At 72.3% G+C, this 20,298-nt stretch carries 18 protein-coding genes; 8 read left to right on the plus strand and 10 right to left on the minus strand.

What is annotated here, in order from left to right:
• Window positions 1-11: 11 nt before the first annotated feature.
• The 5 genes from ACSSS0_RS00740 to ACSSS0_RS00760 all read left to right on the plus strand — a co-directional run bounded on the left by ACSSS0_RS00740 (window position 12) and on the right by ACSSS0_RS00760 (window position 7,099).
• A complete protein-coding gene (locus ACSSS0_RS00740) occupies window positions 12-596 on the plus strand; it encodes a DUF3000 domain-containing protein (RefSeq protein ID WP_020145570.1) in 585 nt (194 codons plus the stop codon).
• Window positions 593-1,882 (plus strand): HRDC domain-containing protein, encoded by a 1,290-nt coding sequence (locus ACSSS0_RS00745; protein ID WP_435985843.1) that lies wholly within the window; start codon window positions 593-595, stop codon window positions 1,880-1,882. Before ACSSS0_RS00740 ends, ACSSS0_RS00745 begins: the two co-directional genes overlap by 4 nt.
• Window positions 1,883-2,059: 177 nt before the next feature.
• Window positions 2,060-3,301, plus strand: coding sequence for a thiolase family protein (locus ACSSS0_RS00750; RefSeq protein ID WP_487229683.1), 1,242 nt, complete (start codon window positions 2,060-2,062; stop codon window positions 3,299-3,301).
• Window positions 3,298-5,436: a 3-hydroxyacyl-CoA dehydrogenase NAD-binding domain-containing protein gene (locus ACSSS0_RS00755; protein WP_487229684.1), complete on the plus strand. Its 2,139-nt coding sequence runs from the start codon at window positions 3,298-3,300 to the stop codon at window positions 5,434-5,436. Before ACSSS0_RS00750 ends, ACSSS0_RS00755 begins: the two co-directional genes overlap by 4 nt.
• A 133-nt stretch (window positions 5,437-5,569) precedes the next feature.
• Window positions 5,570-7,099 (plus strand): helix-turn-helix domain-containing protein, encoded by a 1,530-nt coding sequence (locus tag ACSSS0_RS00760; RefSeq protein ID WP_487229685.1) that lies wholly within the window; start codon window positions 5,570-5,572, stop codon window positions 7,097-7,099.
• On the opposite strand, the gene ACSSS0_RS00765 is transcribed toward ACSSS0_RS00760, so the two are convergent.
• Both ACSSS0_RS00765 and ACSSS0_RS00770 read right to left on the minus strand, forming a co-directional pair.
• A complete protein-coding gene (locus ACSSS0_RS00765; RefSeq protein ID WP_487229686.1) occupies window positions 7,033-7,908 on the minus strand; it encodes a 2-oxo acid dehydrogenase subunit E2 in 876 nt (291 codons plus the stop codon). The two genes, ACSSS0_RS00760 and ACSSS0_RS00765, sit on opposite strands and share 67 nt — an antisense overlap.
• A complete protein-coding gene (locus ACSSS0_RS00770) occupies window positions 7,905-9,452 on the minus strand; it encodes a carboxylesterase/lipase family protein (protein WP_487229687.1) in 1,548 nt (515 codons plus the stop codon). The genes ACSSS0_RS00765 and ACSSS0_RS00770 overlap by 4 nt, the downstream gene beginning before the upstream one ends.
• A 176-nt stretch (window positions 9,453-9,628) precedes the next feature.
• Between ACSSS0_RS00770 and ACSSS0_RS00775 the strand changes: the two genes are divergently transcribed.
• Both ACSSS0_RS00775 and ACSSS0_RS00780 read left to right on the plus strand, forming a co-directional pair.
• Entirely contained in the window at window positions 9,629-10,450 is an 822-nt protein-coding gene (locus ACSSS0_RS00775) for a 3-hydroxybutyrate dehydrogenase (protein ID WP_487229688.1), read from the plus strand.
• 46 nt (window positions 10,451-10,496) lie between these two features.
• Entirely contained in the window at window positions 10,497-12,359 is a 1,863-nt protein-coding gene (locus ACSSS0_RS00780; protein ID WP_487229689.1) for a helix-turn-helix domain-containing protein, read from the plus strand.
• 105 nt (window positions 12,360-12,464) lie between these two features.
• On the opposite strand, the gene ACSSS0_RS00785 is transcribed toward ACSSS0_RS00780, so the two are convergent.
• The 7 genes from ACSSS0_RS00785 to ACSSS0_RS00815 all read right to left on the minus strand — a co-directional run bounded on the left by ACSSS0_RS00785 (window position 12,465) and on the right by ACSSS0_RS00815 (window position 19,149).
• Window positions 12,465-13,409, minus strand: a complete 945-nt coding sequence (locus ACSSS0_RS00785) for a DUF1254 domain-containing protein (protein WP_487229690.1) — start codon at window positions 13,407-13,409, stop codon at window positions 12,465-12,467.
• A gap of 70 nt (window positions 13,410-13,479) precedes the next feature.
• Window positions 13,480-14,409: an alpha/beta fold hydrolase gene (locus tag ACSSS0_RS00790; RefSeq protein ID WP_487229691.1), complete on the minus strand. Its 930-nt coding sequence runs from the start codon at window positions 14,407-14,409 to the stop codon at window positions 13,480-13,482.
• A complete protein-coding gene (locus tag ACSSS0_RS00795; protein ID WP_487229692.1) occupies window positions 14,406-15,551 on the minus strand; it encodes a branched-chain amino acid ABC transporter permease in 1,146 nt (381 codons plus the stop codon). Before ACSSS0_RS00795 ends, ACSSS0_RS00790 begins: the two co-directional genes overlap by 4 nt.
• The gene (locus ACSSS0_RS00800; RefSeq protein WP_487229693.1) at window positions 15,548-16,432 is read right to left on the minus strand and encodes a branched-chain amino acid ABC transporter permease; all 885 of its coding nucleotides are present in this window, start codon (window positions 16,430-16,432) and stop codon (window positions 15,548-15,550) included. The genes ACSSS0_RS00795 and ACSSS0_RS00800 overlap by 4 nt, the downstream gene beginning before the upstream one ends.
• Window positions 16,429-17,181: an ABC transporter ATP-binding protein gene (locus tag ACSSS0_RS00805; protein WP_487229694.1), complete on the minus strand. Its 753-nt coding sequence runs from the start codon at window positions 17,179-17,181 to the stop codon at window positions 16,429-16,431. Before ACSSS0_RS00805 ends, ACSSS0_RS00800 begins: the two co-directional genes overlap by 4 nt.
• Window positions 17,178-17,912: an ABC transporter ATP-binding protein gene (locus tag ACSSS0_RS00810; RefSeq protein WP_487229695.1), complete on the minus strand. Its 735-nt coding sequence runs from the start codon at window positions 17,910-17,912 to the stop codon at window positions 17,178-17,180. The genes ACSSS0_RS00805 and ACSSS0_RS00810 overlap by 4 nt, the downstream gene beginning before the upstream one ends.
• Before the next feature lie 16 nt (window positions 17,913-17,928).
• Window positions 17,929-19,149: a substrate-binding domain-containing protein gene (locus tag ACSSS0_RS00815; protein ID WP_435985829.1), complete on the minus strand. Its 1,221-nt coding sequence runs from the start codon at window positions 19,147-19,149 to the stop codon at window positions 17,929-17,931.
• Between the two features lie 187 nt (window positions 19,150-19,336).
• Between ACSSS0_RS00815 and ACSSS0_RS00820 the strand changes: the two genes are divergently transcribed.
• On the plus strand, window positions 19,337-20,023 hold the full coding sequence (locus tag ACSSS0_RS00820) for a nitrilase-related carbon-nitrogen hydrolase (RefSeq protein WP_487229696.1): 687 nt from the start codon (window positions 19,337-19,339) through the stop codon (window positions 20,021-20,023).
• Here ACSSS0_RS00820 and ACSSS0_RS00825 read toward each other — a convergent pair.
• Window positions 19,980-20,297: a hypothetical protein gene (locus tag ACSSS0_RS00825; protein WP_487229697.1), complete on the minus strand. Its 318-nt coding sequence runs from the start codon at window positions 20,295-20,297 to the stop codon at window positions 19,980-19,982. The two genes, ACSSS0_RS00820 and ACSSS0_RS00825, sit on opposite strands and share 44 nt — an antisense overlap.
• Between the last annotated feature and the right edge of the window lies 1 nt (window position 20,298).

The following is a 20,298-nucleotide window of genomic DNA, read 5'->3' on the forward strand; positions in this document are numbered from 1 at the left end:
ACCCTCATCTGGTGCACACGCGAACGTTGCCGGGCAACCACGGCGCGGTCTTCGCCAGGACGCTCAGCGCCCTGCGAGACGTCCGTCTGCGTTCCGAGGTGCGGCTGACCGAGGTGCCGGCGCCGACGCGCATCGCGCCGTACGCCGCAGCCCTGACCGCTGACGTCATCGACGTCGCCGACCCCGACGACGACCTCGCGACCGGACGGTTCGTCCTCCTGCACGATCCGGCAGCCCCCGACACGTGGGACGGCCAGTGGCGCATCGTCACGTTCGCGCGGGCCGAGCTCGAGCCCGAGCTCGCCGGCGACCCGATGCTCGGGGCCGTCGGGTGGTCGTGGCTCACCGACTCGCTCGCCAACCGCAACCTCGGCTGGACGGCCGAGGCCGGCACGGTGACCCGTGTGGTCAGTGAGAGCTTCGCGGGTCTCGCCGACCGCGAGGCGAGTGTCGAGATGGAGATCCGCGCCTCCTGGACCCCGGTCGGCGGCGACGCCACCGACCACCTGCGCGCGTGGGCCGACATGCTCTGCACCATCGCCGGCATCCCGCCGCTGCCCGACGGCGTCGTCCCCCTCCCGGGGCAGCGACGGTGACGGCGGAGCCGAACGAGCCCGCCGACGACCTCGGCGACGACCAGGCCGCCGACCTCGCACCCGACGCCGCCGCTGAGCTCGTCCCGCTGACCCACCCGCGGGACGGGGTGCCCGACGTCGTCGTCGACGAGCGCGCCCTGATGCGCGCCGCCGAGGCCATCGGCAACGGCACCGGCCCCGTCGGCATCGACGCCGAGCGCGCGTCGGGCTACCGCTACGGCCAGCGCGCCTACCTCGTGCAGGTCCGCCGCGAGGGCTCCGGGTCCTGGCTCATCGACCCCATCGCCTGCCCCGACCTCTCCCCCGTCGGTGAGGCCATCGGCGACGCCGAGTGGATCCTGCACGCGGCCACCCAGGACCTCCCGTGCCTGGCCGAGGTCGGGCTCCGCCCCCAGTCGCTCTTCGACACCGAGCTCGGCGGCCGTCTCGCCGGTCTGCCCCGCGTCGGGCTCGGCGCCATGGTCGAGCACTACCTCGGCCTGCAGCTGGCCAAGGAGCACTCGGCCGTCGACTGGTCGGTGCGCCCCCTTCCCGAGCCGTGGCTGCGGTATGCCGCTCTCGACGTCGAGGTGCTCGTCGACCTGCGTGACGCGGTGGCCGCCGAGCTCGCGTCGCAGGGCAAGGCGGCCTGGGCCGCCGAGGAGTTCACGCACCTGCTCGACTTCACCGGTCCCGAGCCGCGCGTCGACCCGTGGCGTCGCACGTCGGGGATGCACAAGGTGCGCGGCCGTCGGGGTCTGGCCATCGTGCGTGAGCTGTGGCTCTGGCGCGACGCCGTGGCCCAGCAGCGCGACACCTCCCCCGGACGGGTCCTGCCGGACGCCGCGATCAGCGAGATCGCCATCGCCAACCAGCGGGCGACGAAGCCGCCACGCACCGTGGGCTCCGCCGAGCCGCGGCTGGCCCGCTCGGTGCGCCGCCACCAGGAGGCGATCATCGAGGTCGTCGCGCGCGCCCTCGCCCTCCCCGACGACGAGCTGCCCGTCCTGGCCCTCCCGCCGAGCGGCCCGCCGCCGCCCAAGGCGTGGGCCGACCGCGACCCCGTCGCCGCGGCCCGCCTGGCCCGCGCCCGGGAGCTGCTCGGTGCGATCTCCGAGGAGCTGGCCGTCCCGGTCGAGAACCTCCTGACCCCCGACCTGCTGCGGCGCTTCCTGTGGGAGGGACCGGCCGCGCCGTCGACCTCCGAGGTCGCCGAGGCCCTCTCCGCCATGGGGGCCCGGCGCTGGCAGACGACGATCACCGCGCCCCTGATCTCCCTCGCCTGCAGCGAGAACCCGCCCGCCTGAGGCGTGTCCCTCCCTCGCGAGCCGTGGTGAGGATGGTCACCCGTGGGCCCGTTGGCCCCGAAGTTACCGAGAAGTAGTATCGAGGAGGTCGCGCTCCCCCGCGGCCCGACGCCGGCGTCATCGCCGGCCCACCGACCCCGATCCACCGCGATCACCCTCGATCCACTGGGAGGCACCGTGCCCCGCGCACTCAATGAGGTCGTCTTCGTCGACGGCGTCCGGACGCCGTTCGGCAAGGCCGGAGACAAGGGCATGTACGCCCAGACCCGCGCCGACGACCTCGTCATCCGGTGCATCCGTGAGCTGCTCCACCGCAACCCGAACCTGCCCAAGGACAAGGTCGAGGAGGTCGCCATCGCCGCGACCACCCAGATCGGCGACCAGGGCCTCACCCTCGGCCGCACCGCGGCGCTTCTCTCGGGCCTGCCCAACACGACGCCCGGCTACTCCGTCGACCGGATGTGCGCCGGCGCGATGACCGCCGTGACCAACACGGCGAGCTCGATCGCCTTCGGCGCCTACGACATCGCCATCGCCGGCGGCGTCGAGCACATGGGCCGCCACCCCATGGGTGAGGGCGTCGACCCCAACCCGCGCATCGTCTCCGAGAAGATCGTCGACCCCGACGCGCTCGTCATGGGCAAGACCGCCGAGAACCTCCACGACCGCTTCCCGCAGCTGACGAAGCAGCGGTCCGACGCCTTCGCCGTCGGCAGCCAGGACAAGCTCGCCCAGGCGTACGCCGACGGCAAGATCCAGCGCGATCTCGTCACCGTCGCCACCCGTCACGTCGAGCAGGGCTGGGGTCTCGCGACCGCCGACGAGCCGCCGCGTCCCGGCACGACCGTCGACGACCTCGGCCAGCTCAAGACGCCCTTCCGTGCGCACGGCAACGTCACCGCGGGCAACGCCGCCGGCCTCAACGACGGCGCGACCGCGTGCCTGCTCGCCTCCGAGACGGCTGCGACCGAGCTCGGCCTGCCGGTGCGGATGCGCCTCGTGTCGTTCTCCTTCGTCGGCGTCGAGCCCGAGGTCATGGGCGTCGGGCCCGTGCCGGCCACGGAGAAGGCCCTCGCCAAGGCGCGCCTCACCATCGGCGACATCGGCCTCTTCGAGCTCAACGAGGCGTTCGCCGTCCAGGTGCTCGCCTTCCTCGACCACTTCGGCATCGCCGACGACGACCCGCGCGTCAACGAGTACGGCGGTGCCATCGCCACCGGGCACCCGCTGGCGAGCTCCGGCGTGCGCCTCATGACCCAGCTCTCGCGCCAGTTCGAGGAGCACCCGGAGGTCCGCTACGGCCTGACTGCCATGTGCATCGGCATCGGCATGGGCGGCGCCGTCATCTGGGAGAACCCGCACCACGAGGCCTACGAGTCCTCGACGACCAGCACGACCGCAGAGGAGATGGCCAAGTGAGCGCCACCACCACAGAGAAGCCCACGGCCGCAAGCGACTTCGCCTCCGAGGTCGTGACGCGAACCCCCGTGCACGACATCGCCCTCCCGGGTGGCGGCGGCACCCTCGCGCTCATCACCCTCGACAACGGCTTCGACCACACCAAGCCCAACACCTTCGGCCCGCAGTCGATCGCCGGTCTCGCGGCCACCGTCGAGCGCCTGCGTGAGCGCGCCGAGGCGGGCGAGATCGTCGCCGTCGCCGTCACCGGCAAGCCGTTCATCTTCGCCGTCGGCGCCGACCTCACCGGCGTGCCGTTCATCGGGTCGCGCGACCAGGCGCTCGAGATCGCCCGGGCCGGCCACGCGGCATACGCAGCCTTCTCCGACCTGCCGGTCCCGACCTTCGCCTTCGTCAACGGCGCCGCCATGGGCGGCGGTGTCGAGCTGGCGCTGTCGGCGACCTACCGCACGATGAGCGCGGGCGTCCCGGCCGTCGCCCTGCCCGAGGTCTTCCTCGGCCTCGTGCCCGGCTGGGGCGGCTGCTGGATGCTGCCCAACCTCGTCGGCATCGAGAAGGCGATCACCGTCGTCATCGACAACCCGCTGAGCCAGAACCGCATGCTCAAGGGCGTCGACGCCTACAGGCTCGGGATGGCCGACGCGCTGCTCGAGCCTGCGGACTTCATCGAGGAGTCGATCGCCTGGGCGGCCCGCGTGCTGTCCGGTGAGGTGACCGTCGAGCGCCCCGAGGTCGATCGCGACGAGGCGGCGTGGAGCGCCGCCATCGCCAAGGCCAAGGGCCTCGCCGACGTCAAGACGGGCCGCCAGGCCACGAGCCCGTATGCCGCCCTCGACCTGCTCGCCGCCGCTCGCACCGCGACGCGCGAGGAGGGCTTCGCCGCCGAGGACGAGGTGCTCGCCGACCTGCTCATGAGCGACGAGCTGCGCGCCGGGCTCTACGCCTTCGACCTCGTGCAGAAGCGCGCCAAGCGTCCCGCCGGAGCCCCGGACAAGGCGCTCGCACGCACGGTCACGAAGGTCGGCATCGTCGGCGCCGGCCTCATGGCCAGCCAGCTCGCGCTGCTCTTCATCCAGCGCCTCCAGGTGCCGGTCGTGCTCACCGACATCGACGACGACCGCGTCGCCAAGGGCGTCGGCTACGTCCACGCCGAGCTCGACAAGCTCGCCGGCAAGGGTCGGCTGAACCCCGACAGGCTGAACCGCTACAAGGCGCTCGTCAGCGGGTCGACGAGCAAGGACGGCTTCGCCGACGCCGACTTCGTCATCGAGGCGGTCTTCGAGGAGATGTCGGTCAAGCAGCAGGTCTTCGCCGAGGTCGAGGCCGTCGTCTCGGCCGAGTGCGTGCTCGCGACGAACACCTCGAGCCTGTCGATCGCCGAGATGGCCGGGACGCTCGAGCACCCGGAGCGGGTCGTCGGCTTCCACTTCTTCAACCCGGTGGCGGTCATGCCCCTGCTCGAGATCATCCCGGGCGAGCGCACCGACGACCCCACTCTCGCAACGGCATTCGCCGTCGGCAAGGCGCTCAAGAAGACCTGCATCCTGGCCGCGGACCGGCCGTCGTTCATCGTCAACCGACTGCTCGGGCGGTTCATGGGCGAGGCCGCGAAGATCCTCGACGAGGGCACGCCGATCGAGGTCGTCGACCGCGCCTTCGCTGGTCTCGCCCCGATGCCGCCGTTCGTCCTCATCGGGCTCGTGGGGCCGGCCATCGCACTGCACAACGGCGAGACGCTCGTGCGCGCCTTCCCCGACCGCTTCTACGCGTCCCCGACGCTGCAGCGGATCGTCGCGGCCGGCAAGCGCGGCTTCTACGACCTCAGCTCGGGTCGCCCGGTCCTCGACCCCGAGGTCGCCGAGCTCATCGAGAAGCCGGCCGAGCCGGTCGTCCTCGACCTCCCCCAGGTGCGCCAGCGCGTGCTCACGGTCCTGGCCGACGAGGCGCGACGCATGCTCGACGAGGGTGTCGCGCAGGCGCCGATGGACATCGACCTCGCGATGATCACCGGCGCGGGCTTCCAGTTCTGGAACGGTGGCATCACGCCGCTCCTCGACCGGACCGGCGTGGCAGAGGCCGTCACCGGATCGCGCTTCCTGCCCGACGGCGTGGCCAACGCCAGGACCCCTGCCTGACCGATCCACCTCCCACCGTCGAAAGGCCACGAACCGGGCTCAGCGGGCGCTCGCGTCGAGCAGCGCTCCCGGTTCGTGGCCTTTCGACGTGACGGGATTTGCCGTAACTCATATATGAGTTAGCCTCGTCGTCGTGCCTCAGACCTACCTGACCCGGATCGGCGGACTCATCCGCGACGCGCGACGCCACAAGGGGATGACCCAGTCGGACCTCGCAGAGCTCCTTGGGACCTCCCAGGGCGCCGTGACCCGCATCGAGCAGGGCAAGCAGAACCTCAGCCTCGACATGCTCGCCAAGATCGGCGACGCGCTCGACTCGGAGTTCGTCTCGCTCGGGCACTCCGGACCGCAGCACCTGCGCATCGTCGGCGGACAGAAGCTCACCGGCTCGATCGACGTCAAGACGTCCAAGAACGCCGCCGTCGCCCTCCTCTGCGCCGCCCTGCTCAACCGCGGACGCACCACCCTGCGCAACCTGGCCCGCATCGAGGAGGTCAACCGCATCCTCGAGGTGCTCGCCTCCATCGGCGTGAAGACCCGGTGGCTGCCCAACAGCAGCGACCTCGAGATCATCCCGCCGGCCGTGCTCAACCTCGACGACATCGACGTCGCGGCCGCACGCCGCACGCGCACCGTCATCATGTTCCTCGGCCCGCTGCTCCACGAGCACGAGTCCTTCCAGCTGCCGTACGCCGGTGGCTGCGACCTCGGCACGCGCACCGTAGAGCCCCACATGGCCGCGCTGCGGTCGTTCGGTCTCGAGGTCACCGCGACCCACGGCTTCTACGAGGCGCGGTCCGACCGCTCCGTCGGACCGGAGCGGGCCATCGTGCTCACCGAGCGCGGCGACACCGTGACGGAGAACGTCCTCATGGCCGCCGCGCGCCACCCGGGCACCACGGTGATCCGCAACGCGAGCCCCAACTACATGGTCCAGGACCTCTGCTTCTTCCTCGAGAAGCTCGGTGTCCGCATCGACGGCATCGGCACGACGACCCTGACGGTCCACGGCGTCGCCGAGATCGACGTCGACGTCGAGTACTCCCCCAGCGAGGACCCCATCGAGGCGATGAGCCTCATCGCCGCCGCCGTCGTCACCGACAGCTCCATCACGATCCGCCGGGTGCCGATCGAGTTCATCGAGATCGAGCTCGCCACCCTCGACGGCATGGGGATGAAGTACGACCTCACGCCGGAGTACACCTCGGCCAACGGCAAGACGCGCCTCGTCGACCTCACGACGATCCCCGGTCCGCTCCATGCACCGATCGACAAGATCCACCCGATGCCCTTCCCGGGCCTCAACATCGACAACCTGCCGTTCTTCGCGCTCATCGGCGCCGTCGCCGAGGGCAGCACGATGATCCACGACTGGGTCTACGAGAACCGCGCGATCTACCTCACCGAGCTGACGAAGGTCGGCGCCAAGGTGCAGCTGCTCGACCCGCACCGTGTCATCGTCGAGGGCCCGACCCGCTGGCGCGCGGCCGAGGTCGTGTGCCCGCCGGCCCTGCGTCCCGGCGTCGTCGTGCTCCTCGCGATGCTCGCCGCACCGGGCACGTCGGTGCTGCGCAACGTCTACGTCATCAACCGCGGCTACGAGGACCTCGCCGAGCGCCTCAACGCCCTCGGCGCGACGATCGAGGTCTTCCGCGACATCTGACCCGGGTCCCAGGAGGGGCCGGCGGCCGGCTCGTGCAGGGCGGCCGCCGTCTCGACCAGGTCACGCAACGTCTCGACGAACCGGGCCGCGGGCGCACCGTCGACCACCGCGTGGTCGAAGCTCAGGGTGAGCGGCAGCATGGGTCTGGCCACGACGACGCCGTCGACGACGACGGGCCTCTCGACCACGGCGCCGACCGTGGCGATGATGGTGAGCGGTGCCAACGGGATCGCCCAACCCCACCCGTGGGTGAACATCCCGATCGACGTCACTCCGACCGCCGGGCCGAAGGTGGCCGACACGGCCGGCCGCCTCGCCACCAGCCGGACCGCCGTGCGCCGGAGCGGACCGGGCAGGCGCACCACCAGGGCGACGAGTCCTCGCGCTGGATGCTCCAGGGCCGGTCCCGTCTTGGCCTCGTGCAGCATCCGCGTGATCTCGCCGCAGTCCAGCCGGTCCGCGCCCCGCACGACCACGATGTCGAGCACGGGCCGGCCCTCCCCCGACCGCTCCACCGTTGCGCCGATGTCGACGCGGTCGAAGGTGATGACCCGGCTGCCCGACAACCGGGCGTTGAGCTCCGGGTGCGCCGCCACGGCCCGGGCCACGCTGGCGACGACGAAGGCGGTCCAGGTCACCGGCTCCGGCGCCGTGCGGATCCTGGCTCGGGCTTCGCTCACGTCGAGCTCGACGAGCGCGTGCACCTGGAACCGTCGGCCGGCTCCCGCCAACCGGTCGAGCACCGGGCGGCGGTCACGAGGGACCCGCTCGACCACGTAGCCCGGGTCGGGGCCTCGGCCCGCGGTCACCGGAGGTCCTCCCAGAAGGCACGCTCCCAGGTCCGGGGGTCGTGCACGACCGACGACGTGGTGTCGAACCGCATCGTGGCGCGTCCCTCGCGTTCGTAGGCGGGCCAGCCCGGGTCACCGGTCGTCGCGAACGAGATCCACGCCGAGTGCATCGTCCGCGCCAGCTCCTGCGGCGGGTTCGGTCCGAGCAGCGGTCCGAAGAGCGGCGCGTCCGGCCGCGCCGTGTCGAAGACGAAGGGGACCTCGAGCGCGTGGACCGCTCCGAGTCCCGGCGCCGCCCAGGCGAACTCGTACATGTACGTGCCGGTTCCGACGCGGGCGCGTCGGACGTGCGCGTCGGCGAGCCGGATGGCGGGGATCCGCATCCACCAGTCGGTCTGGACCGCAGCCAGCAGGTCACCCGGGACTGCATGCGGGTAGCGCTCCCGGTAGGCCCGCAGCGCGGCCTGCGCCTCGAGTCCATACGCCTCGAGACACTGGTACCCGTGGGCGCGCACGACGCCGGTCAGCACCTCGTCCGTGATCCCGGCGAATGCGCCGCTCACCAGGAGCCAGAGCCGCCAGTCCTCGGTGTTGGTGCCGACGACGACGTCGACGTCGCGAGCCGAGCCCGCGGCGATCAGGTCGATCGGTGGTGCAGGGAGCACCACTCCGTCGACGACGGGCTGCCACGGCATCGTGCTCGTCACCAGCGCCGGGCCCCAGCGCTCCGGGTCCGGGTGGGCGAGCAGGTCCTGCTTCTGCTCGGCTTGCGCTGCCAGCAGCCGCGCGACGCCGGCCCCGGCAATCGCGTCCCGGACGGGAGGGACGCCGAGCCGGTGGGCGAGGTCGTGGGCGATGCGCAGGGCGTCCTCGGGCTCGCTCACGTGGTGCCCGGCGCCGCTCTGCAGGATCGCCCGGCGGAACAGGCCGGCAGCACGCGGCATGGCGAGCAGGCAGCCGATGCTCATCGCGCCGGCCGACTCCCCGAACACGGTGACGTTGCCCGGGTCGCCCCCGAAGGCGGCGACGTTGTCACGGACCCACTCGAGAGCCGCCACCTGGTCGAGGAGGCCGAGGTCGGCGATCTCGTCGTCGAGGTAGAGGAATCCCTCGGCCCCGGGCCGCCAGTCGAGGACGACGCAGACGACGCCGTCCCGGGCGAAGGCGGTCCCGTCGTACGCCGCGGTCGAGCTCAGCTCGAACATCCCGCCCTGGATCCACACCATCACCGGCAGACCCGCTGCCCCCGGATCCGGCGTCCAGATGTTGAGGTTGAGGCATTCGGTCGACGGGTCCCCGCGCACGACCGCCCCGAACGCCTCGCCGATCTGGTCCCAGTCCTCCGCGGCTCCGGCGACGGGGCCGCCGGTGCGCGGGGGCGCGACCTGCGGTGGCTCCGCTCCGGGGCGGGTCGCGTCGCGCACGCCGTCCCACGACGCATGGGGTCGCGGTGGTCTCAGCCGGTCGGCACCCACGGGCGGGGCGGCATACGGAATGCCGAGGAAGGTGTGGATCCCGTCGGTGACGGCGCCGCGGACCGATCCCCGGTTCGTCCTGGCCACGGTCTGCACCTCTTCAGCGTCCGCGCGTCGGCACCGCCGCCGCCAGAGCCGAAGGTCCCGGCCCGTCTCGACCCGTCCGGCCGTACTCGGGACGTGACGCGTCTCCACATGGGTTGGGACGTTTTGTGTTCGTCCACCACACAGGTGGCCCGGACGCCCCTACCTAGTCTTCCCGCATGGCCGACGCCCGCAACGACGCACGCGACGACGCCCCGGACCGCCTCCAGCGCGGCTCCCTGGCGGTCAACGAACCCATCGACCTGACCGGGCGCACGGCCCTCGTCACCGGCGCCGCCAGCGGCATCGGGGCGAGCGTCGCCCGGGCTCTCGCGGCCGCCGGCGCCAAGGTGCACGCCGTCGACCGGGACGAGGCGGGCCTCGCCGCCCTCGCCGAGGGGTCGGGCGTCGCGACCATCGCGGCGGACCTCGCGGACCTCGACGCGCTCGCCGACCTGCCGACCGAGGTCGACATCCTCGTCAACAACGCCGGCATCCAGCACGTGAGCCCCATCGAGGACTTCCCGCTCGACCGCTTCGACTTCATCCTCGACCTCATGCTCACCTCGCCCTTCCGGCTGATCCGGCAGAGCCTCCCCCACATGTACGACCGCGGGTGGGGCCGGGTCGTCAACATCTCGAGCGTCCACGGCCTGCGCGCCAGCGCCTTCAAGGCGGCCTACGTCACGGCCAAGCACGGGCTCGAGGGCCTCTCGAAGGTCGTCGCCCTCGAGGGTGCCGCGCACGGCGTCACGTCGACGTGCATCAACCCGGCCTACGTCCGCACCCCCCTCGTGGAGAAGCAGATCGCCGACCAGGCCCGCACCCACGGCATCCCCGAGTCCGAGGTCGTCGAACGCATCATGCTCGAGCCCGTGGCCGTCAAGCGACTCGTCGAGCCCGACGAGGTCGCCGCACTGACGCTCTTCCTCTGCGGACCGGCCTCCGGCTCGATCAGCGGCACGTCCTTCTCGATGGACGGCGGCTGGACCGCCCACTGACGACGCCTCCCCGCCCACCCCGTCCCGACCCGCCTAGGATCTGCCCGTGGCCACCCGTAGCGAGACGTCGACGGCCGAGCAGGTCATCCACCTGCTCGAGCTGCTGGCCGCGGACGCCCCGGTCGGCGAGATCGCGGCAGCCGACGCGCCGGCGGAGGCCCGGGACCTGGCGCTGCGCATCACGAGCGCCCGCGAGGTGCACCAGCACCGCGAGGCCGGCCTCGCCGCCCTGCTCGACACGGCCCGTGAGCTCGCGACCGAGAGCGACCCCGGCTCCGTGCTCGACGCGATCGTCCGCCGCGCCCGCCGTCTCGTCGGCACCGACCTCGCCTACCTCACGCTCTACGACCCCGAGGCCGGCGACACGTTCATGCGGGCCACCGACGGGTCCGTCTCGGCGGCGTTCCAGTCCGTACGTCTCGCCCTCGGCGCCGGCCTCGGAGGTCTCGTCGCCTCGACGCACAAGCCCTACTGGACCGCCGACTACTGGGCCGACGAGCGCTTCCGCCACACGAACGCCATCGACGGCGCCGTGGGCGAGGAGGGCATCATCGCGATCTGCGGCACGCCGCTCATCGTCGAGAAGCACTTCGTCGGCGTGCTCTTCGCCGCCAACCGGTCCTCACGCCCGTTCACGCGCGAGGAGGTCGGCCTCCTCGGCAACCTCGCCACCCTGGCCGCGGTGACCCTCGTGCAGACGCGCGCCCTCGCCGATGCCGAGAACGCCCTGGCCGCGCTGTCGGACGCCCACGAGACGGTCCGGCAGTATGCCGAGGGCGTCGAGAAGGCAGCAGCCGCCCACGACCGCTTCGCCTCCCTCGTGCTCGGCGGCGGTGGCGTGGACGACATCACGCACGCCCTCGCCGAGCTGCTCGGCGGGTGGGCCGTGCTCGTCGACGAGAACGGCCACCGCCACAGCTCCTCCGGCCCGGCGCCCGAGCACGAACCCGCGGGAGGTGACCCGTTCGCCGCGCTCAACGCCCTCCCCGGCCTCGCCGCCGGTCGACTCGTCGAGCGGGACGGCGTGTACGCCGTCGCCGTCACCGCGGCTCGCGAGCGGCTCGGCACGATCTACGTCGGGGGCCTGACGCTCAGCGACTCGGACCAGCGCACCGTCGAGCGTGCCGGCGTCGTCACGGCTCTCGTCCTGCTCTTCGAACGCCAGGCTGCCGACGCCCGGCAGTCAGCCCGCAACCGGCTCGTCAGCGACCTCGTCAGCGCGCGCGGTTCCCGCGAGGAGCGCCTCGCGCTGTCGCGCGCCGTGGGCTTCGACCCGCAGCGGCCCTTCTGCCTGCTCGTGCTCCGCGGCGACGAGCCGACCGGACACCGGGCCCTGCTCATCTCCGCCAGCGCCGCGACCGGCGAGGCCTCGCTCGTCGGCTCTCACGACGGCGACGTCATCGCTCTCGTGCCAGGCACCGACCCGGACGGTCTGGCCCGCGCCGTGGCCGCCCGCATCGGCAAGCGCACGTGCGTCACCGTGGCCGGCGTCGGTCCCGTCACCGACGTCGACGGGATCAGCGAGGCGCACGAGGAGGGCCATCGCACCGTGGGCGCGCTCATCGCCCTCGGCCACCGGGGCAAGGGCGCCGCAGCGACGCAGCTCGGCTTCGCCGGGCTCATCGTGGGCTCCGCACCCGACGTCGACGAGTACGTCCGCAAGCTGCTCGGGCCCGTCCTCGACTACGACGACCGGCGCGGCACCGACCTCGTCGGGACGTTGGCGGCATACTTCGCCGCGGGCGGCAGCCCACGGCACGCTGCGGGCACGCTCCACGTGCACGTCAACACCGTCTCGCAGCGGCTCGAACGCATCGCGGCCCTGCTCGGGGAGTCGTGGCAGCACCCCGACCACGCGCTCGAGCTGCAGATCGCGCTGCGCCTGCGGTCGTTGCAGGCCCCGGCCTGACCGCCGCCGTCCCCGTCGGCGGTCCGTCAGCGTCCGTCAGCGTCCGTCAGCGGTCCGTCAGCGGTCCGTCAGCGGTCCGGTCGGCAGAAGGGTCGACGGGACGGGTCACCGGACCGGTAAGACCTCCGGGAACGTCCACGTGCCGTCGAGGACCTCGGCCCGCGGGCGGTAGAGGCGCACGAGGTAGTTCCACCCCTCCTTGATGCCGAGGCAGTTGGGTCGGCCGTCGCCACACCCGCCGAGGTGCACTGTCACGGAGCCGTCCGGATCTCGCTCTGCCGTCAGGTTGTTGAGGCTGACGCGGCTTCCGTCGTCGTCGAAGTAGCCGTCGCCGTTGTAGACGCTGACGGACCAGAAGCCGTCCACGGGGACGTCGCGCACCGTCAGCCGGTACTCCCCCACGGGCAGTCCGGGGTCGACGTTGACGTAGGTCGCCTCCTCGGACGGGAGACCACCCCAGCCGGCAGCGGTGCCGATGAGGTGGCGCACCGGGTCGACGTCCTGCCGTGCGCCGAACGCGCGGTCGAACCCCGGGTAGCCCTTGGCCAGCTCCAGCAGCGCCGACCGCGTCCGGTCCAGGGAGTCCTGGTCGTGGTCCGGCGCCGTGAACGGGCGCGCCGAGCGGGCGGAGAGGTCGATGGCGTCCTGGACGGCGTTGACCGCGGCGACGTCGGCGGGGTCGGCCGGGTCGACGAGCGTCCGGATCGCGACGCACACGAAGTCGGTGTCGAACCGGTCCGTCGTGAGCTCGTGCGGGCCCGGGTCGTGGAACACGGCATCGACGTAGTGGTCGCGGTCGACGACCATCGCCGAGAGGTAGCGGTCGCCGGCGTCGGGGAGCGTCAGGACGGCGCCGCCGGTGATATCGACGATGGCCGAGCTGTAGAGCGTGTCCCGGTTCATCCGGATCACCGGCTGGTGACCGAGCGGCGTGGGCACCCGTGAGTGGTTGAGGCGGTTGACGCCACCGGCGTCCCTCGCGAGCGCGGTGAACATCCGGTCGGTCTCCGCGCGGGCGAAGGTGTCTGCGTTGACGTGGGTCCCGGTCATGACGGCAGGATCAGCCGCCGCGCGGGGTCGGGACATCACCCGCAGACGGTGAAACTCCCGGCTCTCGCGGTCAGCCGACGAGGAGACGGTCGACGGCGTCGGCGACCGCCGCGACGCCGCGGTCGCCGAGGATGACGTCGTAGTGGTTGGCATCGACACGGGTCGTCCGCACACCGTCCGGCAGCTGCAGGGCCGCCAGCCGTGACTCGTCGTAGAGCCCCTGGGGCTCGTCGAGCAGCCCCCGCTCGGCCCACACGAGCTCGGCCCGGACACCCTGCCCGACCGCGGTCGCGAGACCCGCGTGCGTCTCCCGGTCGGCCATGACGTCGGCGCCGTCGGCGCGCACGGCCTCGAGCACGCACGTGCTGCGCCACTGCCCGTCCGCGGGGTCCTGCACGAGGTCGTGCTCGATGTAGGCCCGGGCGGCGTCGCCACCCGGCCCGTGCAGCACCGGCCCGAGGGCGGGGTGCCCCGACCAGAAGTCGAGGTATGCCGTGGGGTCGGCGAAGCGCATCGTCAACCGGTCCATGGCCGGCCCGATCACCGACTGGAGGGCGGCGTCGACGTCGAGGTCGTCGGGCACCGGGAAGGCGAGGCCGCCGTCGACGAGCACGGCCGCCGGGAACCGCTCGGGGTGCCGGGCTGCGGCGAGGGCCGCGACGAAGGCGCCCATGGAGTGGCCGACGAGCACCGGGGCCGAGCCGAACACGGTGGCGATGGAGGTGAGGTCGTCCACGTGCGTGCCGAGACCGTAGGGTCCGGGGGCCGACCGGCTGTCACCGCGTCCGCGCAGGTCCGGCGCCAGGAAGCGGACACCGCCGGGCCCGTGGCGCCGGCCGACCTCGTCGGCGACCCGGCGCCACGACAGGCCGTTGGCGGTGATGCCGTGGACGGCGAGCACGACGGGCGCCTCGGGAGGAGGGGTGCCGAGGCTGAGGTCGTGGATGGCGAGGCTGCCCTCGGGCAGCTCGATGACGAACGCGGACGGTGTGGTGCTCATCTGGACCCTGACCTCCTGATCAGTCTGCCGCCGAGCCCGGTGAGGCCCGACGGAGCGAAGTAGACCACGACGACGAAGAAGACGCCGAGGATGAAGAGGGGCTGCGACAGCACCTGGCGGACGACGACGGGCAGGTCCTGCAGGAACGCGGCGTTGCTCACCTCGACGAGCCGGGCGTCGGCGTAGGTGTAGAGCACGCCGCCGAGGAGGGCACCCCAGCGGCTGCCGGCGCCGCCGAGGACGACCATGACGAGGAGCGAGAGGGTGAACTCCGACGTGGTCAGGTACGGGTTCGAGCCGCCGAGCACGAGGGCGTGGACGACCCCACCGAGGGCGCCGAGGAACGAGCCGACGACGATGGCGAGGAGCTTGACGCGGTAGGTCCCGAAGCCGATGACGGACGCACGCTGCTCGTTCTCGCGCACGGCCGCCATCGCGTGCCCGGCTCGCGACCGCACGAGGAGCGTCACGACGACCCAGGCCACGACGACGAAGCCCAGCGCCAACCAGTACCGGTAGGGCGCGTTGGCCACGCCGACGAGCAGGTCCGGCACGGCGTCGCGGTCGAGCGGACGTCCCTCCTCGCCGCCGGTCACACCGCCCGGGTTGCGCATGACGATGATCGAGGCGGCCTGGGCGAACGCCAGGGTCACCATGGCGAACGCGATACCGCCGACGCGCAGGGCGATGCCACCCACGACGAGGGCGAGCAGGGTGGACAGGGCCAGCGCGACGAGCACCGCGACCGGCAGCGGCAGAGCCCACGTCGAGAGCGAGACCGTCAGCAGGTAGCTGCCGGACGCGACGAAGAGGGCGTGCCCGAAGCTGAGCAGCCCCGTGCGGCCGAAGAGGACGTCATAGCTCAGGGCGATGCCCCCGACGACGAGGCAGGTCGCGAGCAGCTGCATCGCGCCGGGCCCGTTGACCCGCCCCGGCAGGATGCCCGGCAGCTCGACCGGGAGGTAGGGCAGGTAGCCGAGCACGGCCAGGCCGAGGACGACGGGCAGTGCCCGCAGCAGGCGGCGCGCGACGTGGCGCCCCTCTCGCGACGCCGAGGGCGGCGTCCCCGTCGCCTCGTCCTCGCCGTCCGGTGACACCGAGGGCGGGTGCTGGTGCGTCAGGTGGTCCGTGGGCGACGTCATGCCGTCGCTCCCTTCAGGGAGGTCGGTCGCAGCAGGAGCACGAGCGCGAGGAGCAGCACGACCGACAGGTCGCCGACCCCGCTCGCCGCGTAGTAGTTGGCGAGCTGCTGGACGAGCCCGACGACGACGGCTGCGACCGCGGTGCCCGTGAGCGACCCCATGCCGCCGATGACGACGACGATGAAGGCGAAGATGAGCAGCGAGCCGCCCTGCGCGGGTGAGACGGCCCCGGCGTACTGCGAGTAGAGCACCCCGGCGAGACCTGCCGCGGCGCCGCCGAGGGCGAAGACGGTGGTGAAGGTCCGCTGCACGTTGATGCCGAGCGCCTCGACCATCGTCCGGTTCTCGACGCCGGCCCGGATCACGAGGCCGAGGCGGGTCAGGTGGAGCAGCGCGAGCAGCCCGGCGAAGAGCGCGAGGGCGACGAGCACGTAGACGAAGCGGTCGTTGGGCAGCCGCGCGCCGAGGACGTCGGTCGTCCCGCTCATCCACAGCGGCTTGTCGACCGGACGAGGGTCGGCACCCCAGATCCCCTGTGCAGCAGCCACGCCCGCCAGCGAGAGGCCGACCGTGACGAGGACCTGCTGGATGTGGTGGCGGTAGAGGGGCCGGATGAGCACGACCTCGACGACGAGCCCGACCACGACTCCGACGGCCACCGCCCCAAGGATGCCGACCCCGAGGCGGGCGGCCACGGGCCACGCGGCCGGCAGGGCACCCATGGTCAGCCACGCGGCGTACGCCCCGGCCGTCATGAAGACGCCGTGGGCGAAGTTGAGCACGCCCATGAGCCCGTAGATGAGGCTGAGCCCGCTCGCGGCGATGAAGTAGAGCGCGCCGAGGCCGAGGCCCGTGACGAGGAGCAGGACGAGGTCGCTCATGCCGCGCCCTCCCGTCGCATCGAGACCCCGAGCAGCTCGCGCGTCAGGTCCGCGTCCGCGACGAGGTCGGCGGCGGCACCGCGGTGCACGACTGACCCGGCGTCCAGGACGACGACCCGGTCTGCGATGCGGCGCACGAGCGGGAGGTTCTGCTCGACGAGCAGGATCGGGGTGGTTCTGGCCACCTCGGCGAGCACGTCCGCCACCTCGGTGACGAGCTTGGGAGCGAGCCCCTTCGTGGGTTCGTCGACGAGCAGGAGGGCGTTCTCGCGGAGCAGCACCCGTGCCAAGGACACCATCTGCTGCTGACCACCCGAGAGCGTGCCGGCACGCTGGCCACGCCGGGTCACGAGGTCCGGGAAGAGCCGGGCCACGACGGGCGCGTCCACGCCACGGTCGGGGTCGACGAGGCGCAGGTTCTCCTCGACGGTGAGGCCGCCGAAGACCTCCCGGTCCTCGGGGACGTAGCCGATGCCGCCACGGACGATGCGGGCCGTGGTCTGGCCCTGGATCTCCCTGCCCTCGAGCAGGATCCGGCCGCTGCGCGGGGCGAGTCCGATGATCGACCTCAGGGTCGTCGTCTTGCCCACGCCGTTGCGGCCGAGCAGCGCCGTGACACCGGTGTCGGGCACGTCGAACGACACGCCCTGGAGGATGTGGGACCCGCCGTAGCGGACGTGGACGTCCTCGAGCGTCAGCACGGGAGCTGGCGGCGACGACTCGGGTGCGGACGGGTTGCGTTCGGTCACAGCGCTTCTCCCAGATAGGCCTGCTGGACACGCTCGTCGGCGGTCACCGCGGTCGGGGCGCCGACGGCGAGCAGCTGCCCGTGGTGCAGGACGGCGACGCGGTCGGCGAGTCCGAGCACGACGTGCATGTGGTGCTCGACCATCGCGACGGCGACTCCCGAGTCGCGGACCTCGCCGATGATCTCGCTCAGGCCGTCGACGTCCTCGGCGGACACCCCCGCCATCGGCTCGTCGAGGAGGAGCACCGCGGGCTCGGAGGCGAGCGCCATCGCGAGCTCGAGCTTGCGACGGTCGCCGTGCGAGAGGTCACGGGCGAGCGTGGGCGCGCGACCCGGCATACGCACCCGGGTGAGGAGGGTCTCGATGGCTCCTGACGACGCCGACCCGGCGGCGCGGAAGGGTGAGAACGCCGCCGAGCCAGAGGCCTGGATGGCGAGACGGACGTTCTCCCCTGCCGTCAGGCCGTCGAAGAGCGCCGACGTCTGGAAGGAGCGCGCCAGCCCCAGGCGCGCGCGCCGCGTGGCGCTCGCCCCGGTGACGTCCTTGTCCTGCAGCGTGATCCGGCCGGCGGACGGCTTGGTCACCCCGCTGAGGATGTTGACGAGCGACGACTTGCCCGCGCCGTTGGGGCCGATGATGCCGAGCAGCTCACCGGCCCCAACGGTCAGGGAGACGTCGTCGAGGATCTGGGCGCCACCGACCTTCCAGCCGACGGCCTCTGCGCTGATCACGACGGGGGGTGTCCGATCACTTGAAGGGGGTGACGGGTGGTGCGACGGTGGCCGCGTCGAGCGTGTCGACGAGCTGCGGCACGACGTTGCTGCCGTCCTTCTTCAGGGTCGCCGTGAACATCGGCTGCAGGAGCGCGTGGTCCTCCGCGCGGATCTCGAGCGAGCCCTTGGGCCCGTCGAACGTCCAGCCCTCGAGGGAGGTCACCATCTTCTCGACGTCGTCACCACCGGCCTCCAGCGCGTGGACGATCATCTGGCCCGCGACGAAGCCGTCGGTGGTGAAGAGGTCGACGCTCGCGCCCTGCTTCTTCAGGCCCGCGTCGAGTGCCTGGTAGGCCGCGTTGTCCGCGGCGCCCTCGAAGAAGTGCGAGAGGAAGTTGATCTTCGTCGCGACCTCGCCGAAGAGCGCGTGGGTGGCCTTGATGTCGAGCCCGGTGACGACCTTCGTGGAGTCGAAGACGCCCTGCTGGCCGAGGGTGGTCCACATCGCTGTCGCGTTGGCACCGGCCCAGGCCACGAAGAGCAGGTCGGGGGCGGCGCCCTTGACCTTCGTCGCGAACGGGGTCAGGTCGGTCGCGGCCGAGGGGACCTCGACGGCGCTCACCGTCGCGCCCTTGGCGCCGAGGATGGCCGTGACGGCGGCGATGTTGGCCTTGCCGAAGGCGCTGTCCTGGGCGAGCACCGTCACCTTCTTGCCCTTGACGTCGCCGAGGATGGTGCCCGCGGTCGCGACGTCCTGGTAGGTCTGGCGACCCGACCGGAAGGTGTAGCGGTTGGCGCCGGTCACGGCGTCGGCGGCGGCCGGCCCCGAGATGAAGAGCACCTTGTTGTCCTTGGCCAGCGGTGCGACCTGCAGGGCCACGCCGCTCGAGGTCGATCCCGCGATGATCGTGTTGCCCTGCCCGATGAGATCGGTCGCCGACGCCACGGCCTTGGCCGGGTCACCGGCATCGTCCTGCTCGGTGATCTGGATCGTGTGGCCCGCGACCGCACCGGTGCCCTTGGTGGCGTAGTCGATGCCGGCCGTGAGGCCCTGGCGGTACTGCTCGCCGTAGCTGGCCAGCGGGCCCGACTTCGAGTAGACGAGTCCCACCTTGTACGGGGCGCCGGCACCGCCCGAGGCAGCCCCGGTGCCGTTGTCGGCAGCCGGCGCACCCGGCTGGCCGGGAGAGCCGCAGGCTGCGACCGACAGCGTGATCATGGCGCTCGCGAGCGCGAGACTCCACCGCTTGGACACCGATGTCCTCCACCTCTGGCGGGCGCTCGCGCCTTTGCTGCAACGAGATCCGTTGCGCCCAACCGTTTCGGCGAAAGTAGTTCAGCCTCGAACGGCCCGCGGTGGGACCGGAGACCACAAACACGGTCCGGGCATGTGTCTCGCCGCCACCCACCGGGGCGAGAGCCGGACCTGACAGGATGCGCGAATGAGTCTTGCCATCGCCACCTGCCAGCCCACCTCGTCGTCCGATCCCCGGGCGAACGGTGCCGAGGTGCGCCGCATGCTCCGGGAGGCCGCGGCCGCGGGTGCGCGGCTCGCCCACTTCCCCGAGGGCTTCCTGTCGGGGTACGCGGTGGAGGACGTGTCCTCGTGGGACACCGTCGACTGGGCGCTGGTCCGCCGAGAGCTCGAGGACGTCGCCGCACTCGACGGCGAGCTCGGGATCTGGGTGGTGCTCGGCTCTGCCCACCCGTTGACCGGCTTCCGCTTCGGCCTGGCGATCTGCATCGAGATCAACCTCTCCGACCTGTTCGCCGAGACGTGGGCAGCGAGCCGGGGCTGGTCGTCACGGCGCTGGATCGCCGGGACCCGGCGCTGCGCGGCGCCCTCGACCTCGCTCGGCCGTGGCGGGCCTCCGCGCGCGCGGGCCACATCTACGACGAGCGCCGGGTCGTCGACGAGCGCAGCCGAGTGCGCAGCGAGTTCTGAGGCAGCTCCCGGCGACGCGACACCGGCGCACACCGACGACCGTTGGTCGCAGTGGCAGCCACGTCGCGGCGTGTCGTGCGGCGTGTCGCGCGGCGCAGTCGACCAACGGTCGTTCGTCGGCGGCCCCGGGTGTCGGGCCGTCAGCGACGGCGGTCGGCGACGACCCAGGACGCTGCAGCACTGACGGCGGCCACGGTGAGGACCGACGGCCAGGCGCCGATCTTCTTCGCGAGCACGTGCGAGGCGCCGAAACCACCAAGGTAGACCGCCGCGAGACCCGCGGCGCCCGCTCCTCCGGCCTTGGCGACCCAGCTGCGGCCGGCGTAGAGGCCGGCCGCACCGAGCACGACCCCACCCAGGGGCCGGATGCCGCTCTCGCGGGCCACGACGTAGCCACCGACGAGTCCGAGGGCGGCGATGGGGGCGGTGGTCACGTCGGCTGCGTCCCGGAGCTGCATG

The organism is Terrabacter sp. R4-6, from assembly GCF_057529065.1.

Bases quoted from the DNA above. Each gene is read 5' to 3' on its own strand.
- ACSSS0_RS00800 (WP_487229693.1), bottom strand. From the start codon at position 16,432: ATGAGCGACCTCGTCCTGCTCCTCGTCACGGGCCTCGGCCTCGGCGCG.
- ACSSS0_RS00775 (WP_487229688.1), top strand. From the start codon at position 9,629: ATGGCCGACGCCCGCAACGACGCACGCGACGACGCCCCGGACCGCCTC.
- ACSSS0_RS00785 (WP_487229690.1), bottom strand. From the start codon at position 13,409: ATGACCGGGACCCACGTCAACGCAGACACCTTCGCCCGCGCGGAGACC.
- ACSSS0_RS00795 (WP_487229692.1), bottom strand. From the start codon at position 15,551: ATGACGTCGCCCACGGACCACCTGACGCACCAGCACCCGCCCTCGGTG.
- ACSSS0_RS00790 (WP_487229691.1), bottom strand. From the start codon at position 14,409: ATGAGCACCACACCGTCCGCGTTCGTCATCGAGCTGCCCGAGGGCAGC.
- ACSSS0_RS00820 (WP_487229696.1), top strand. From the start codon at position 19,337: ATGAGTCTTGCCATCGCCACCTGCCAGCCCACCTCGTCGTCCGATCCC.
- ACSSS0_RS00825 (WP_487229697.1), bottom strand. From the start codon at position 20,297: ATGCAGCTCCGGGACGCAGCCGACGTGACCACCGCCCCCATCGCCGCC.